The following is a 16,184-nucleotide window of genomic DNA, read 5'->3' as shown; positions in this document are numbered from 1 at the left end:
GATGTGCTTCTCATCTCACAGTGATCGGGTCGCAGGACTCCGGTTGACCAGCCGCAGCAGCATGGGCGCAATCGCGTCCACCGGCAACACATGTTCGGCTGCCCCCAGGTCCACCGCCGCCCGCGGCATGCCGTAGATCACGCTGGTCGCCTCGTCCTGCACGATGGTCGGCGACCCGGCGTCGCGCATGCGCTTCAGGCCGACGGCGCCGTCGCGCCCCATGCCGCTGAGCAGGATGCCCAGCCCCCGCGCCCCATGCACCGAGGCCACCGACTGCAGCAACCGGTCCACCCGCGGGCAGTGCAGGTCGCCGTCGACGCAGGGGGCAAAGCCCAGGCGTCCATCGGGGTTGATGGTCAGATGATAGCCGTCGGGGGCAAAGTAGACCTGGCCCGGCTCGGGGCGCTGTCCGGATTCGGCGAGGCCGAGCTTCAGCCTGCAATGGGACTGCAGCCAGCGCACCAGGCCTTCCAGAAAGCCCGGGCTGATGTGCTGGACGCAGACGATGGGCGCCGCAAAGGTGCGCGGCAATGGCGCCAGCAGGCCGCTCAGGGCCTGCGGACCGCCGGTGGAGGCGCCCACCGCCACCAGCGCGATCTGACCGGGTCTGGCACGGCCGCTGTCGCGCGTTATCGGCGGCAGTGCCCGCGCGGCCTTGCGTGGCCGGGCCCGCTGGGCGCCGCCGATGCTGCGGATGCGTTCGAGCAGCGCACGTGCCTCCAGCGGGCTGAGCCCGCCGGTGTGTCCCTGGGGCTTGGCGATGACATCGACGGCGCCTGCCGCCAGCATCTTGAAGATGGTGTCCTTCTGGTCCGCCTGCACGGCGGCGCTCAGCACCAGGAAGGCGCAGGGATGCGCGTCCATGGCCCGCACGATGAGTTCCAGCCCGTCCATCACCGGCATGTGGTAATCGGTGCAGACCACCTCCGGCTGCAGCACCGGCAACAGCGCCAGGGCCTCGCGGCCGTCGCGGGCGGTGCCGACCAGGGTCAGGTCCGCGGCGCTTGCGATCAGCCGCTCCAGCAGGTAGAGCTCGGTGGCGGAGTCATCCACCAGCATGACCCGGATCGGTCGGGTTGGCGGGTCGGGGTTCGGGGGTGCTTGCGTGGCCATGGCGGTGGATGATCAGATGAACCGTGCCAGGCAATCCAGCAACAGGTCCTGCTCGAACTCCGGCTTGCTGATGTAGGCGTCCGCGCCCAGTTCCAGACCCCGGCGGCGATCCTGCTCCTTGGCCAGCGAGGTCACCAGGATCACCGGCAGTTCCGCCAGCCGGCGGTCACCACGGATACGGCCCGTCAGTTCCAGCCCCGACATCCGCGGCATCTCGATGTCCGACACCACGGCGTCGAAGCGCTGCGACGAAAGCTTGCCCCAGGCATCGAGCCCGTCTGCTGCGGTCACCACCTGATACCCGGCGGCCTCAAGGATGCGCCGCTCCTGCAGCCGGGTGGTGATGCTGTCCTCCACCAGCAATACGCGCCTTGCCGTCTCCGCGGCACCGTCGTCGCTGTCGTCCGGCGGCCGCTGCCGGGTCAGTCGCTGCTGGCTGCGCAGCAGGTCATAGGCGCTCAGCACCACGCAGACCGCTCCGGAGCCCAGGATGGCGAGCCCCGCGACCGTGCGCACCCGCCGCAGCGGCGGCGCTAGCGGCTTGACCACGATCTCCTCGGTCTCGGACACCGCGTCCAGCGTCAGCGCGAAGGTCTCGCCGCCGACCTCCAGCAGCACGCATTGCAGCCCCCTCTCCGCGGTATCGGCATCGGCGGGTGGCGCTCGCTGCAGCAGGCGCCCGAGGCGCTCCACCGGGACGGCGTGCTCGCCCTGATAGAGGCATTGCCGGCCCTCGACCCAGTGCAGATCCGTTGGCTGCAGCCGGCGCACCAGGCGCACCTCATCGAACGGCAGCGCGTAGGTCACGCCCCACTCATGCAGCAACAGGGCGCGGGTCGCGGTGAGCGAGACCGGCAGCCGCAGTTCCAGCGTCAGTCCCTGCCCGAGCGTGGAAACGATGCGCAGGGAGCCGCGCAGCCGCTCCACGGCGGTACGCACCACGTCCAGCCCGACGCCCCGGCCGGAGATGTCGGTGACCATGCTCGAGGTGGAAAAGCCCGGCTGCAGGATCAGCGCCTGCAGCCGTTCCATGCTCAGGCCGTCCAGCGCCTCGGCCGACAGCAGGCCCTGCTTCAGCGCCTGACGGCGGATGGCCTCCGGGTCCAGTCCGCGGCCGTCGTCGCTGAGCCGGATGCGCACGGCGTCGGCATCCTGGGTCACGTGGACACGTATCACGCCCTGCTCGGCCTTGCCGGCGCACCGCCGCTCCTGCGGTGATTCGATGCCGTGGTCGATGGCGTTACGCAGCAGGTGCATCAGCGGCGGCTTCATCTCCTCGATGACGCGCTTGTCCGCCACCACCGAGCCTCCCTTCACCTCGAAGGCGACCTGTTTGCCAAGCTCTGCGGCGAGGTCACGCACCATCCGCGGGAACAGCTCCAGCAGTGTGGACATGGGCAGCAGGCGCAGGTCGCGGATGTCGCCCTCCAGTGCGGCTGCGACGGAGTGTAGCCGCGCCGCATCGGCCACCACGCGGCCACGCAGGCCGTGCAGCTCGGCGCACAGGTCCGCCCAGGGCGTGCGCTCGTCCGCGGGCAGGGCGGCCAGCGCGCGCAGGCGGGCCTCGCAGCCATGCAGCAGCCGTTCCAGATCGGCCTGCCAGCAGGCGATGCGTCCGTTGGCGACGATGAGCTCCCCGCCGAGCTGGACCATGGTGTCGAGCCGGGCGGCATCGATCCGCAGGGTGTCGATCTGGAGATCGGCGACGCCGGCGGCTGGTGGCGACCGGACCGGGGGTGTCGCTGCCGCTGCCGATGTTGCTGCGGGTTCTGGCGCCGGCCGCGCGGCTGGTTCCGGTGCCTCTGGTGCCGTCTCCGGCACCTCGCCCACTGCCTGAGCCACCAGACGGCGGATCTCGTCGAGCTGCGCCAGCTGGGGCGCCACCAGGTCGGCCGTGATACGCGCCTTGCCCTGACGGGCATCGTCCAGCAGGCTCTCGAGGCCGTGCGCCAGGCCTTGGATGGCGTTGAGGCCCAGCATGCGTGCGGCCCCCTTGAGGCTGTGCGCCTCGCGGAAGACCTCTGTCAGCAGGGCCTCGTCTTCAGGGCTGCGCTCCAGGGTGATGAGCCCGGACTCGATCTGCTGGATGTGCTCGGCGCTCTCGGCGCGGAACAGGTCGCGCAGATCCTTGTCCTCGATCAGGCTCACAACAGCCCTCTGAGTTCATCGGCCACGCCCGAGAGCCGGGCCATGCCCTCGCGGACCTGCAGCGTACCCGCGGACATCTCCCGCGCACCATTGCTGATGTTCTTCATGGCGATGTCGATCTGCGCCAGGGCCACCGCCTGCTGCTTGCTGTTGAGCAGCACCTGCTGGGCATTCTGGTGCACCGCATCCGCCAGCTGGCTGACCTTCTCGAAGGCGTCGCTGGCCTGGCGTGCACTCTCGGCGGTGGCATGGGTGGTCTTGCTGCCTTCTTCCACGGCCATGACGATGCCGTTGGTGGCATTCTGGATGTCGCTGACGATCTGGTTGGCCCGCTCCACGGACTTCTTGCTCTGGTCCGCGAGCTTGCGGATCTCGCTTGCCACCACGGCGAAGCCGCGTCCCTGCTCGCCGGCCCGGGCCGCCTCCACCGCGGCGTTCAGCGCCAGCATGTTGGTCTCCGCCGCCAGCTCGCCGACAACCCGGGCGATCTCGCCGATCTGCCCGGCCTGCTCCGACAGGCCGATGATCTGCTGGGCGATCCGCGTCATGGTCTCTTCCATCACCCCCATGTCGTGTTCGTTCTGCGTGACCAGGGCGAGGCCCTCGTTGGTGGTGCCCTGCACCTGGCCGGCGGACTCGGTGGCGGACTCCGCATGCTCTGCATTGATGCGCGCCGAGCTGACCATCTCCTCCACCGTGGCGGTGGTCTCGGTGACGGCGCTGGCCTGCTGCGTCATCGCGCCCTCGTGCTGCTCGGTGGTGGCGGCGATCTCGGCGGAGGACGAGGCGACCACGGCGACCAGCTGACTCAGGTCCGCGGTGACCCGCCGTGCGATCACCAGCGCGGCGCCGATGGAGATCATCAGGGCGATGCCCAGGCCGTACCAGGCGCTGAGGATCAGGTGCTCCAGTTGCGCGGCGCCCCGGGCCTCCAGGGTCGCCAGGATCTCCTGCTCGCGCTGGTTGAACTGCTGGTGCAGGTCCTTCAAGGACTGGAAGATCTCCTCGCTGCGGCCGCGCTGGAACAGATCCCGCGCCTCCTGCACCTGCCCCGCCTGCACCAGTTCCATCTGTCGCCGGGTGGTCTCTGCGATGGTGCGGGTCAGCTCGCCGATCTGCTGCAGGGTCTCACCCTGGGCCGCGTCCTTGACCAGCGTCTGCAGCACCCCCAGCTCGGCGTCGGCCCGTTGCCGGCTCTGCTCGTAAGCCGCTTGCAGCGCGGCGTCCGGCGCCAGCAGCATGCCGCGGGCGGCCCGTTGCAGCTCCAGCGCATCCAGCTGCAGTTTCAGGCCGTGATCGACAATGGCACTCGCCCGCCCGATTTCCGCTTGGGTCCGCTCCAGGTTCAGCGCCTCCAGGTAGATCGCCACCACCGCGATGGTGAAGACGATGCAGGGCACCATGTAGCCGAGCACGATGCGTCTGGAGAGCTTGAGTTTCTTGGCCATGTGTCGTGCGCCTTTCTGTGTTCCGGGAGAAGCAGGTGTTTGATGTGTCAGACGGTCGGGTCGTTGACGTCGAGCAGCCCCTGCCGCAGCATGCCCTGCAGATCCAGTACCCCGGCCACGCCTTGTTCGTCATGCAGCAGCCGCCGGCAGTGTCGCTGCGCGGAGCCATCGCTCCCGAGGGGGCTCAGGGCCCGTGGCGAGACCGCCCGGATGTCGTCGATCTCGTGCACCGCCAGTCCGAAGCGCCAACCGTCCACCTGCAGCACCACCACCGCACGGTAGTCCTGGCGGGCGATGCCCTGGACCAGCGGCGCCAGATCGAGCACGGTGAGGATGGCGCCGCGCAGGTTGATGCAGCCGAGGATCAGGTCGGGACAGCAGGGGATGGGGGTCAGGTTGGCGAGATGGGCGCATTCGAGCACCTGATCGATCTCGATGGCGTAGCGTTCGCCGCCGATCTGCACCAGTGCATACAGCGCGCTGGCGCTCTGCGGCGTGGCCTCGGGCTGCGCCAGTCGATGCGTGCGCTGGCGCAGGCGTGCACTGGCCTCCGCGTCCAGCGGACCGAAGCCGATGGGTGCGTCTTCCTGCGCCGGCGGCAGCGCCGGTGGCAGGTCCGGTAGCAGGTCTGGTAGCAGGTCTGGCGGCTGGTCGGCAAAGGCGCTGAGCTCCGTCAGCAGGGTGCGCAGGTCGAGCAGGATCAGCACGGCGTCGTCGAGCTTCACCGCCCCGGCGATGACCGGAATCTTGCCGACGCCCCGGGCGGCTCCCAGGTCCGGGTAGGGCTCGATGCCGTCCTCGGCGATTGGCGCCAGGTCATGCACGGCATCGGCCAGCAGGCCGAAGCGGCGATCGTCGATCTCCAGCAGCACCACCACCTGATGCAGGGACCACGTGCGCCCGGCATGGCCGAAGCGCCGGCCGAGATCGATCACCGGTAGGGCACGTCCGTGCAGATTGACCATGCCGGCAAAGTAGTCCGGCACGTCTTCCATGGGCGAGAGCTGCGGCAGCCAGAACAGCGTCCGCACCGCGTCGGCGGCAATGGCATAGCGGACCCCGTCCAGTTCGAAGATCAGGTGGTGGGACATGGTTCGGCGTCGAACTGCGACAGGCGGGCCTGCAGGTCAAGCACGCGGGTGTCGCCCAGGAGCGGCACCGGGCTGTCCGGTGGCAGGTGTGATAGCAACTGACGGAGGCGGGCGCGGGTCCGGCGCGCCGCCAGCGGTTCCGCGCTCTGCCGCTGCAGGGCTTCCAGGTGGACATGAGCCGCGATGCTGTCCGGCTCCAGGTAGATGGCCTTGCGCAAGGCCGCGCGCGCCTCGTGGTTCCGCCCCAGTTCCAGGGCTACCAGCCCGATCAGCAGATGGGCCTCTGCCTGCGTCGGTTCGCGCTCCACCAGCCGGCGGCAGGTCTGCAGGGCCCGGGCATGGCGACCGGCATTGGCATCGACCCAGGCGCTCTGCAGCGGCTCCCGCGGCTGTGCGGTCCGGGTGCGCCCGGACACCGGTTGCAGAGGTCCGGATGGCGGCAGGCGCGATGGCGCCGCCGATGCGGGCCGGCTGCGGGACTGATCCCGTGTGCCGGTGGGGGCATGCATCGGGTGCCGGCTCGAAGACTGGCCAGGAGAGCGGCCAGAACGCGGGCCGGAAGACCGGCCTGAAGACGGGCTCGGCGCAAGGCTCGCAGGGTGGCTCGGCAACGGAGGCGCCTTGCGATAGACCACCGACTGCGGATACATCTCGGCCCGGAGGCCAGCGGGGCGGTGGGCACCCAGTTCCGCATGGCCGAACAGCAGCAGGCCACCGTCGCGCAGACAGGCGGTCAGTCGCTCGACCACCGCCGCGACGGCCGGCGGCGCCAGATAGATGAGAAAGTTGCGGCACAGGATCAGGTCCAGTCCACTCAGATTCGGATCAGCAGCGACAAGGTCTGCCTGCAGCAAGTCCTGGCGGGTGAAGCGGGCCATGCGGCGGATCGGCTCCCGCAGCCGCCACTGCCAGCCGTGCCGGGTGAAATGGCGCTGGCGAAAGGCCGCGTCGCTACCGCGCAGGGACCATTCCCCATAGACTCCGGCCCGCGCGCGTTCCAGGGCGCTGGCGTTGACGTCGCTGCCGATGAGTCGCAGGTCCCAGTCGTGCCGGTCGGGCAACAGCGCGTGCAGCAGGATGGCGAGGGAATAGGTCTCCTCGCCAGTGGAGCAGGCGCTGCTCCAGATGGCGAGCCGGCGCTCGCCCCGGCGCTCCTCGATCAGCCGCGGCAGCAGGTGCCCCTGCAGCAACTGCATTTGGCCCCGATCGCGCATGAAGAAGGTCTCGCCGGTGGTGAGCAGTTCGGCGAGCAGACGGCGTTCCTCGGCAGCGCTGTCGCTGCCGGGTCGCAGGCGTTGCAGCAGCTCTTCGGGGCGGTGCAGCCCCAGCCGCTGCAGGCGGGCATGTACATGGCTCTCCAGCCGGGCGCGGTTGCCGGACTGTACGCGTAGACCGGTGAGTCGGACGATCTCCGCGGTGCAGTCGGATAGTGGGTCAGCCGCTTGATCCACTGTGGGATGTCCGCCTTCAGAGCCTGCCTGGTGTGCCGGGGACATGGATTCCCGGCGGTGTGGCAGTCCGGTGACTGCGGCCGCCACCACCGAGCCTAGCGGGGGCCGAAAGTGTGGTCAAGGAGCTGCCGTTTCCCGGGTGATCCGCCAGCAGCGGTGGATGTGGGGGTTGCGGGCGAAGTCTCGGGGGATGGTCTGCGTGCTGATGTCCTGCACCTGCAGCCCCGCCAGCGCGGCGCTGTCGAGCTGGAAGCGGCGCCGGTTGTTGGAGAAGATCAGGGTACCGTCCGGCGCGAGCAGATCCGCGGCACCCAGGATGAGTTCGACGTGATCGCGCTGCACGTCGAAGGTGCCCTGCATGCGTTTCGAGCTGGAGAAGGTAGGCGGATCCAGGAAGATCAGCCCGAAATGGCCGCGATAGGCCCGCGCATTGCGCAGCCACTCGATGCAGTCCGCCTGGATGAGCTGATGATCCCGGCCGCTGAAACCGTTCAGCGCCAGGTTGCGCCGCGCCCAGTCCAGATAGGTGCGTGACATGTCCAGGGTGCAGGTGGAGCGGGCCCCGCCGCTTGCGGCATGCACGCTGGCGGTGCCGGTGTAGCCGAACAGATTCAGGAAGTGGCGCCCGGTGGCCAGCCGTCGCAGCAGCCGCCGGGTGTCGCGGTGGTCCAGGAACAGGCCGGTGTCCAGATAGTCCTCGAAGTTGACCAGCAGGCGCAGGCCGTCCTCCTGCACCTGGTGGAAGCGGCCGCGGTCGGCCAGGCGCTGGTACTGGTCGGTGCCCTTCTGTTTCTGCCGCACCTTGAAGAAGAGGTCCCGTTCCGACAGTTCGAGGACCTCGGCGATGACGCCGATGGCCTCGCGCAGACGGCGTCGGGCGGCACGGGCATCGATGCTGGCCGGGGGGGCGTATTCCTGCAGGTGGGCGACGCGTCGTGGGCCGCTGCCGGAGCCGGAATCGGAGTCGCCATCCAAGCCGGAACCCTTCCCAGAGCGGGCGCCGGGGGCGAGGGTGTAGATATCCAGCGCCAACGCGTATTCCGGCAGATCGGCATCGTACAGCCGGTAGCAGGAGATGCCCTGGTCGCGCAGCCAGCGGGACAGGGCCTTCTGGTTCTTGCGCAGCCGGTTGGCGAGCATCTCGGCGCCGGGGCCGCGCTCCCGTGGCGGTAGCGGGCGCGGCGTGTCGGACACATGGGCCGTCGGCCGGATGTCGAAGTGCAGCAGCCGGCATTCCACCGGGCCGTTGTACAGGACATGCAAGCGTGTGGCCCGCAGCCCCATGCGCTTGCCCAGGTCCGCATCGCCGGTAAGCACCGCCGCGCGCCAGCCGTCGAAGCGGTGCTTCAGCACCTCACCGAGCTGCGCATAGAGCAGCGGCAGGGCATCGCCGGCGCCGAGGCGCAGTCCGTAGGGCGGGTTGGTGATGATCAGGCCGGGTGGCGCCGGTTCCGGTGCCGATTCCGGTACCGGTTCCGGCGGTGGCCCCCGGTCCGGCGGGCGGCAGTCCGCGAGTGCGCGTTGCTCGAAGGTGACCACGCCCGACAGGCCGGCCCGCGCGGCATTGTCGCGGGCGGTGCGGATCACCCGCGGATCCTGGTCGAAGCCCTGGATACGGATCCCATGCTGCCGCAGACGGCGCAGGCCGGCATCGCGACGCGCGCCGGCCTGCTGCAGCAGTTCATCCCAGAGGGCGGCATCGTGCTGGCGCCAGGCATTGAACCCCCAGTAGCCGCTGGACTGCTGCCGCAGCAGGCCGGGGGCGATGTCCGCAGCCAGCAGCGCGGCCTCGATGGGGAGGGTGCCGGAGCCGCACAGGGGATCGATCAGGCTGCCGCCGCCGGCGGCGATCTCCGGCCAGTCCGCCCGCAGCAACAGGGCGGCGGCCAGGGTCTCCTTCAGCGGCGCCGCGCCGGCCTCCAGACGGTAGCCCCGGCGGTGCAGCGAGTCGCCGGACAGATTTAGCGACAGGGTGGCCTGGTCGCGAAACAGGTGGCAGTGCAGCGCGATGTCGGGCCGCTCGGTGTCGATGCTGGGCCGGTCACCGGTGCGCTGGCGGAACTGGTCGACGATGGCGTCCTTGACCTTGAGGGCGGCGAAATGGCCGTGGGTGATGCCGGAGCGGGCACTGTCGGCATGCACCACCAGCGTCTGGCGTGGCGTCAGGTGCTCGGCCCAGTCGATGGCCTGCACGCCGGCGTACAGGGCCTGCGGATCCGCGGCCGGGAAACTGGCCAGCGGCAGCAGCACCCGGTTGGCCAGGCGCGACCACAGGCAGACGGTGTAGGCCTCTCGCAGGCCGCCGCTGAAGCGGGCACCGGCGCGGGTCTCGCGGGCCGTGTCCAGGCCGAGCCGGCCCAGTTCCTCTGCCAGCAGGCCTTCCAGATGACGGGCGGAGGTGGCGAAGAATTCCACGTGCTGCTCTCAGGCGGCGTCGGCGATGGGCCGCACGCTGTCCGGCAACTGGGCACGTACGGTGCGGGCGAAGGCCTGCAGGGCCTCGGGGCGCGGAAAGCTGCGCCGGTACACCAGCGACACGCGGCGGTAGGTGTCCGGCAGATCCAGCCGGCGGGCGATGATGCCGGTGTCGCTCATCCAGCCGCCGCGGATCGCCAGCGCCGGCACCAGGGTGCAGCCGAATCCGGCGCCCACCAGTTGCAGCAGGGTCTCCAGGCTGGCGGCGCGCAGGTCCGCCATCTCGCCCTCGCGCGGGCGGTCCGCCAGATGGCAGACCTCCATGACCTGATGCGTGAGACAGTGCCCTTCGGACAGCAGCAAAAGCTCGATGCTTTCCAGGTCCGTCTCGGTGATCGCATCCTTCCGGCTCAGCGGGTGCTGGGTGGGGTGCGCCAGCCAGAAGGGCTCGTCGAACAGAGGTGTCATGGCCAGGTCCGGATCCGACACTGGCGTGGCCAGCAGTGCGGCGTCCAGCTCGTGCCGCGCCAGCCGGGTCAGCAGCGCGTCGGTGATCTCCTCGAACAGCACCAGCTTCAGCTGCGGGTAGTCGCGCTTCAGCGGCAGCAGGATCAGCGGCATCAGGTAGGGGCTGAGGGTGGGGATGGCGCCGATGCGCAGGGGGCCGGCCAGCGGATCCTGGTGCGCCCGGGCGACCTGTTCGATGGCGTCGGCCTGTTCCATCAGCAGGCGGGCGTGTTCCAGGATCTTGCTGCCGATGGGGGTGACCTCCACCGAGCGGTTGGTGCGCTCGAAGATGGTCACGCCCAGCTCGTCTTCCAGCTTCTTGATCTGGCCGCTGAGCGTGGGCTGGCTGACGAAACAGCGCTCGGCGGCGCGGCCGAAGTGGCGCGTCTCGGACACGGCCAGGATGTACTTGATGTCGCGCAGGTTCACGGCGGTGCTCCGGTCAGCCCTCGCCGGCCTCGGGGGCGTCGCTGCCGGCGGGCGAGGCGCTGTCGGCGGGGCTTGCAGAGGCGTCGGTCCCGTCTGCCGCTTCGGCCCTGTTCCCGGCTGCGGTCTCGGTGTCCGGCTCCAGCACCATGATCACCCCGGCCAGGGGCGGTAGCGCCATGGGGATGGAATGGGGCCGGCCCATCCAGGCCAGGGGCTCGGAATGGACGCCGCCCTGGTTGCCGATATTGCTGCCGCCGTACAGGCCGGCGTCGGAGTTGACCGCCTCGCGGTAGAAGCCGGCCCGGGGCACGCCGATGCGGTAGTTCTCCCGCGGCACCGGCGTGAAGTTGAAGGCGCAGGCAACGATTTCCCGGCCGTCGGCTGACTTGCGCAGGTAGCTCAGCACGGACTGGCTGCTGTCGTGACAGTCGATCCATTCGAAGCCGCTGCTGTCGAAGTCCACCTCGTGCAGCGCCGGCAGCCTGCGGTACAGCTGGTTCAGGTCGGCGACGATCTGTTGCACGCCCCGGTGCTGCGCGCGTTCCAGCAGCTCCCACTCGGCGTCGGCGTCGAAGTCCCACTCCCGGCCCTGGGCGAACTCGCAGCCCTGGAACAACAGCTTCTTGCCCGGATAGGTGAACATGAAGCTGTACAGCAGGCGCAGGGAGGCGAACTTCTGCCAGGCGTCGCCGGGCATCTTGTCCAGCATGGAGCGCTTGCCGTGCACCACCTCGTCGTGGGAGAACGGCAGCACGAAATTCTCGGTGAAGGCGTACAGCAGGCCGAAGGTCAGCAGGTCGTGATGGAAGTGCCGGTAGATCGGGTCCTTTTCCAGGTAGGCCAGGGTGTCGTGCATCCAGCCCATGTTCCATTTCATGCTGAAGCCCAGCCCGCCCAGGTAGGTGGGGCGCGAGACCTGCGGCCAGGCGGTGGACTCCTCGGCGATCATCAGGGTGCCGGGGTGTTGCTCGTGGGTCACGGTGTTGAGCTGGCGCAGGAAATCCACCGCGTCCAGGTTCTCGTTGCCGCCGTACTTGTTCGGGATCCACTCGCCGTCGGCGCGCGAATAGTCCAGGTAGAGCATGGAGGCGACGGCATCCACCCGCAGGCCGTCGATGTGGAATTCGTTCAGCCAGTACAGCGCGCTGGACAGCAGGAAGTTCTTCACCTCGCGCCGGCCATAGTTGAAGATCAGGGTGCCCCAGTCCTTGTGCTCGCCCTGGCGCGGGTCGGCGTGTTCGTACAGCGCCGTGCCGTCGTAGCGGGCCAGCGCGGTGGCATCGCGGGGGAAGTGCGCCGGCACCCAGTCCAGCAGTACGCCGATGCCGCGCTGGTGCAGGTGGTCGACGAACCAGCGAAAGTCGTCCGGGCTGCCGAAGCGCGCCGTGGGCGCGAAATAGCCGGTGGTCTGGTAGCCCCAGGAGGCGTCCAGCGGATGTTCGGTGATCGGCAGCAGTTCCACATGGCTGAAGCCGAGTTCGAGGCAGTAGTCCGCCAGGCGCCGGGCCAGGTCGCGGTAGTTGAGGAAGCCGCCGTCGGCGTCGCGCTGCCAGGAGCCCAGGTGCACCTCGTACACTGAAAGCGGGCTCTGCTGCCAGTTCTGCTGCTCCCGCCGGCTGATCCAGGACGCGTCGTTCCAGGCGAAGTCGCTGGGCGCGAGCAGGATGCCGGCGGTGTCCGGGCGCTGCTGGTAGGCGTTGGCGTAGGGGTCGATCTTGACGTGGACGTTGCCGGACTGGTCGCGCAGCTCGAACTTGTAGAACGCGCCGGGCTCCAGTTCGGGGATGAACAGCTCCCAGACGCCGGAGCTGCCGCGCACGCGCATCGGGTGTGTGCGTCCGTCCCAGTCGTTGAAGTCGCCAACCACGCTGACGCGGCTGGCGCTGGGTGCCCAGACCGCAAAATGAAAGCCGCGCACGCCGTCGAAGGTGCGCTCATGGGCGCCCATGAAGCGGTAGGCATGCCAATGCCGGCCCTCACCGAAGAGATGCAGGTCGAAATCGCCGAGCTGTGGCGCGAAGGTATAGGGGTCGGTCCGGACATGCGTCTCGCCCCGGCGGTCCTCCCAGGCCAGCTGATAGTGGCCCTGGACGGCCTCCGCCGGTCCCTCCCAGACGAACAGGTCGGTGCCCGGCACGCGCTTCAGCGCATGCTCGGTGCCCTGGATACGCACGGACTCGGCGGCGGGCAGGAAGGCGCGCACGACGGCCCGACCCGTAGTGGTCTCGTGGCGGCCGAGCACCTCGAACGGCGCGTGATGCCGGGCCTCGATCAGGCGCTGCAGGGGCTCTTCGAGGGTGGCGGGATGCGGGCGTCCGGTTGGCGTGGGTCCGGTTTGCATGATCAGGAGTGTCCGGTGGCTGGAATGAGTCTTTGGTGCCGGCATCGATGGCGGATGTCGGGCCGGGCGCGTCTGCGCGCGCTGCCGCAACGGCGCGGCGCAGGACGGGCGGCCAGTATCTGCAGGCACATGGCCACGGCGGCAAAGTGGGCGTGCTCGTGTTATGGTTATGCTAACGCCGGGTTTTCTGATGTGTACCGGCGAGGCCGGCTGGAGCTGGCGCCACTGGCCGACAGGCCCAAAGTATACCATGGAGTGATTCTGGCAAGCCCGACCCGCAACCTTGGACTGTCCGGCGGCCGGGGGCGGGTTTTGCGCGTGGATGCGGACCGAACCAACGCAGGTGACAGATGTCCGAGACCAGCCCGCGGTTCGTCAGTCGTCTTACCCGTGACACCCTGGCCCTGATCCTGGCCGGCGGTCGCGGCGCGCGCCTGCACGAGCTCACCCAGCGACGCACCAAGCCGGCGGTGCCGTTCGGCGGGAAGTTCCGCATCGTCGACTTTCCGCTGTCCAACTGCGTCAATTCCGGCATCCGGCGCATCGGCGTGCTGACGCAGTACAAGGCGCACTCGCTCATCCTGCACATCCAGAAGGGCTGGGGCTTCCTGCGCGGTGAGTTCGGCGAGTTCGTCGAATTGTGGCCGGCCCAGCAGCGGGTCACCGAGACCGCCTGGTACACCGGCACCGCGGATGCGGTATTCCAGAACCTGGACATCATCAGCAATCACGATCCGGCCTACATCCTGGTCCTGGCCGGTGATCACGTCTACAAGATGGACTACGGCGCAATGATCGCGCACCACGTGGAAAGCGGCGCCGACATGACCGTGGGCTGTATCGAGGTTGATGCGGCGCGGGCGCGGGACTTCGGCGTCATGCGCGTGGACGCTGCCGGGCGGGTGTGCGCCTTCGTCGAGAAGCCGGCGCAACCGCCGACCATCCCGGGGCGCGACGACCTGGCGCTGGCGTCCATGGGGATCTACGTCTTCAATCGCGACCTGCTGTTCGACGCGCTGGTGCGCGATGCCGACACCGAGGGCTCCGCCCACGACTTCGGTAAGGATCTGATCCCGTTGCTGGTCGCGGGCAGTCGCGTCATGGCCTATCCGTTTCGCGATCCCCTGACCGGCGAGCAGAGCTACTGGCGCGACGTCGGCACCCTCGACGCGTTCTGGGAGGCCAATCTGGAACTGATCGGCGTCACCCCGCCGCTCAATCTGTATGACAACAGCTGGCCGATCTGGACCTACCAGGAACAGCTGCCGCCGGCGAAGTTCGTGTTCGACGAGGACGATCGCCGCGGCATGGCGGTGGATTCCATGGTCTCCGGCGGCTGCATCGTGTCCGGGGCGATGGTCCGCCACTCGCTGGTGTTCTCCAGCGTGCGGGTGAATTCCTATGCCTCGGTGACCGATTCCGTACTGCTGCCCAATGTGCAGATCGGCCGCCACTGCCGCGTCCGCCGCGCCATCGTCGACCGTTGGTGTACGCTCGAGGAGGGCGCCCGGATCGGGTATGATCCCGACGCTGATCGGGCGGCGGGCTACCGGGTCACGGCATCCGGCATCACGCTGGTCACACCCGACATGCTGGGGCAGCAGGTCGGTCGCGTACGCTGACCGGCCATCGGGCCGGCGCGTGTCCGCAGCGTTTTCGACAGCGCCCATGGTTCAGGTAACACCCACGACCCGAGGCTCGCAAATTGCTCATGGATCCCATCAACCCCAATGACAGGCTGGACCGGCGTCGCGCGGGTGTCCTGCTGCACCTGACCTCGCTGCCCGGGGCGGGCCCCAATGGCGACCTGGGCTGGGAGGCGTTCAATTTCGTCAATTTCCTCGCCGACTGTGGCGTCAGCGTCTGGCAGATGTTACCGGTGGGGCCACCCCAGGCCAACGACTCCCCCTACCAATGCAGTTCCGCCCACGCCGGCAGCCCACTGCTGATCGGCCTGGAGCCGCTGGTGCAGGCGGGCTGGCTCGATGCGGCGTCCGGCGACCGTTCAGGCACCGACACGGCAGGCGCGGAGGTGCACGCGCAGGCCCGACTGCAGGCGCTGGCGGAGGCCCACCAGGGCTTTCACCGCAGGGCCGGCGACGCCGATCACAGCGCCCTGGAGGCCTTCATCGCCGAGCAGGGCTACTGGCTGGATGACTATGCCCTGTACCGGGCCCTGCGCGAGGAGCGCGACGCGCCCTGGTGGGACTGGCCGAAGGGTCTGCGGATCCGCGAATCCCGGGCCATGTCCCAGGCGCGTAAGCGGCTGGCCAGCGCGCTGGACTACATCCGCTGGGAGCAGTTCGTGTTCTTTCGGCAATGGGAGGCGCTGCATGCCCATGCCGCCGAGCGCGGTGTCCTGCTGTTCGGCGACATGCCCATCTTCGTCGCCCACGACAGCGCCGAGGTCTGGGCCAATCCGCATGACTTCGATCTCAATGCCGACGGCACCGCGCGGGTGGTCGCCGGGGTGCCGCCGGACTACTTCTCCGACACCGGCCAGCGCTGGGGCAACCCGCTGTACCGCTGGGACCGCCTGGCGGCCAATGACTATCGCTTCTGGATCGACCGCATCCGCACCCAACTGCAGCTGTTCGATATCATCCGCATCGACCACTTCCGCGGCTTCGAGGCCTACTGGGAGATCCCGGCGGATGAGCCCACGGCCATCAACGGCACCTGGGTGCCCGCCGGCGGTGATGCGCTGTTCCAGCGCCTGGAGGAGGCCTTCGGCCGCCTGCCGCTGGTGGCGGAAGACCTGGGCGTCATCACCGACGCGGTCACGGCGCTGCGTCGCAAATACCGCATGCCGGGCATGAAGATCCTGCAGTTCGCCTTCGACGGCGGTGCCGACAACCCGTACCTGCCGTTCCGTCATGGTCGTGACGCCGTGGTCTACACCGGCACCCACGACAACGACACCACGCTTGGCTGGTACCAGTCGCTGGGCGAGGCGGAGCGGGCCCATTTAGACGACTACCTCGGACACCCGCAGGAGCCCATGCCCTGGCCGCTGGTACGGTGCGCCCTGGGCTCGTCGGCCAATCTGGCGGTGCTGCCGATGCAGGACCTGCTGGGGCTGGACGGCACGCATCGCATGAATGTCCCCGGCAAGGCCGAGGGCAACTGGCGCTGGCGCTTCGACTGGGCGCAGCTGGACCCCGAACTGCCGACGCGGCTGCGTCACCTGGTTGCGCTCTATGGACGCACCGGTTAGCCGCCGCCCGCCGGCATCAAGACC

At 69.1% G+C, this 16,184-nt stretch carries 10 protein-coding genes; 2 read left to right on the top strand and 8 right to left on the bottom strand.

The genetic code is table 11. The features are described 5' to 3' along the window. Positions 1-15: 15 nt before the first annotated feature. The 8 genes from F2Q65_RS11620 to glgB all read right to left on the bottom strand — a co-directional run bounded on the left by F2Q65_RS11620 (position 16) and on the right by glgB (position 12,943). Positions 16-1,113, bottom strand: a complete 1,098-nt coding sequence (locus tag F2Q65_RS11620; RefSeq protein WP_150093553.1) for a chemotaxis protein CheB — start codon at positions 1,111-1,113, stop codon at positions 16-18. Between the two features lie 12 nt (positions 1,114-1,125). Beyond that, a complete protein-coding gene (locus F2Q65_RS11615) occupies positions 1,126-3,261 on the bottom strand; it encodes a hybrid sensor histidine kinase/response regulator (protein WP_150093551.1) in 2,136 nt (711 codons plus the stop codon). Further along, a complete protein-coding gene (locus tag F2Q65_RS11610) occupies positions 3,258-4,709 on the bottom strand; it encodes a methyl-accepting chemotaxis protein (RefSeq protein ID WP_150093550.1) in 1,452 nt (483 codons plus the stop codon). The genes F2Q65_RS11615 and F2Q65_RS11610 overlap by 4 nt, the downstream gene beginning before the upstream one ends. A gap of 47 nt (positions 4,710-4,756) precedes the next feature. Next, positions 4,757-5,800 carry a chemotaxis protein CheW gene (locus F2Q65_RS11605; protein ID WP_150093548.1) on the bottom strand — a complete coding sequence of 348 codons (1,044 nt, stop codon included), beginning with the start codon at positions 5,798-5,800 and terminating at the stop codon, positions 4,757-4,759. Beyond that, positions 5,785-7,251 (bottom strand): CheR family methyltransferase, encoded by a 1,467-nt coding sequence (locus F2Q65_RS11600; protein ID WP_170265662.1) that lies wholly within the window; start codon positions 7,249-7,251, stop codon positions 5,785-5,787. The genes F2Q65_RS11605 and F2Q65_RS11600 overlap by 16 nt, the downstream gene beginning before the upstream one ends. A 117-nt stretch (positions 7,252-7,368) precedes the next feature. Continuing rightward, positions 7,369-9,666, bottom strand: coding sequence for a bifunctional 23S rRNA (guanine(2069)-N(7))-methyltransferase RlmK/23S rRNA (guanine(2445)-N(2))-methyltransferase RlmL (gene rlmKL / locus F2Q65_RS11595; protein WP_150093544.1), 2,298 nt, complete (start codon positions 9,664-9,666; stop codon positions 7,369-7,371). A 9-nt stretch (positions 9,667-9,675) separates the two neighbouring features. Next, positions 9,676-10,602, bottom strand: coding sequence for a LysR substrate-binding domain-containing protein (locus F2Q65_RS11590; RefSeq protein WP_150093542.1), 927 nt, complete (start codon positions 10,600-10,602; stop codon positions 9,676-9,678). Between the two features lie 13 nt (positions 10,603-10,615). Further along, the gene (gene glgB / locus F2Q65_RS11585) at positions 10,616-12,943 is read right to left on the bottom strand and encodes a 1,4-alpha-glucan branching protein GlgB (protein WP_150093540.1); all 2,328 of its coding nucleotides are present in this window, start codon (positions 12,941-12,943) and stop codon (positions 10,616-10,618) included. Between the two features lie 350 nt (positions 12,944-13,293). On the opposite strand from glgB, the gene glgC reads away from it, so the two are divergent. Next, positions 13,294-14,565: a glucose-1-phosphate adenylyltransferase gene (gene glgC / locus F2Q65_RS11580; RefSeq protein WP_150093538.1), complete on the top strand. Its 1,272-nt coding sequence runs from the start codon at positions 13,294-13,296 to the stop codon at positions 14,563-14,565. Between the two features lie 89 nt (positions 14,566-14,654). Then, positions 14,655-16,160 carry a 4-alpha-glucanotransferase gene (malQ, locus tag F2Q65_RS11575; protein WP_150093536.1) on the top strand — a complete coding sequence of 502 codons (1,506 nt, stop codon included), beginning with the start codon at positions 14,655-14,657 and terminating at the stop codon, positions 16,158-16,160. Positions 16,161-16,184 lie beyond the last annotated feature (24 nt).

The organism is Thiohalocapsa marina (genome assembly GCF_008632335.1).
GTDB lineage: Bacteria > Pseudomonadota > Gammaproteobacteria > Chromatiales > Chromatiaceae > Thiohalocapsa > Thiohalocapsa marina.
This window is presented reverse-complemented; position numbering and strand designations above follow the sequence as displayed.

Excerpts from the sequence above, each read along its gene's own strand:
- F2Q65_RS11620 (WP_150093553.1), bottom strand. The coding sequence starts at position 1,113 with ATGGCCACGCAAGCACCCCCGAACCCCGACCCGCCAACCCGACCGATC.
- F2Q65_RS11610 (WP_150093550.1), bottom strand. The coding sequence starts at position 4,709 with ATGGCCAAGAAACTCAAGCTCTCCAGACGCATCGTGCTCGGCTACATG.
- F2Q65_RS11605 (WP_150093548.1), bottom strand. The coding sequence starts at position 5,800 with ATGTCCCACCACCTGATCTTCGAACTGGACGGGGTCCGCTATGCCATT.
- glgB (WP_150093540.1), bottom strand. The coding sequence starts at position 12,943 with ATGCAAACCGGACCCACGCCAACCGGACGCCCGCATCCCGCCACCCTC.
- glgC (WP_150093538.1), top strand. The coding sequence starts at position 13,294 with ATGTCCGAGACCAGCCCGCGGTTCGTCAGTCGTCTTACCCGTGACACC.
- malQ (WP_150093536.1), top strand. The coding sequence starts at position 14,655 with ATGGATCCCATCAACCCCAATGACAGGCTGGACCGGCGTCGCGCGGGT.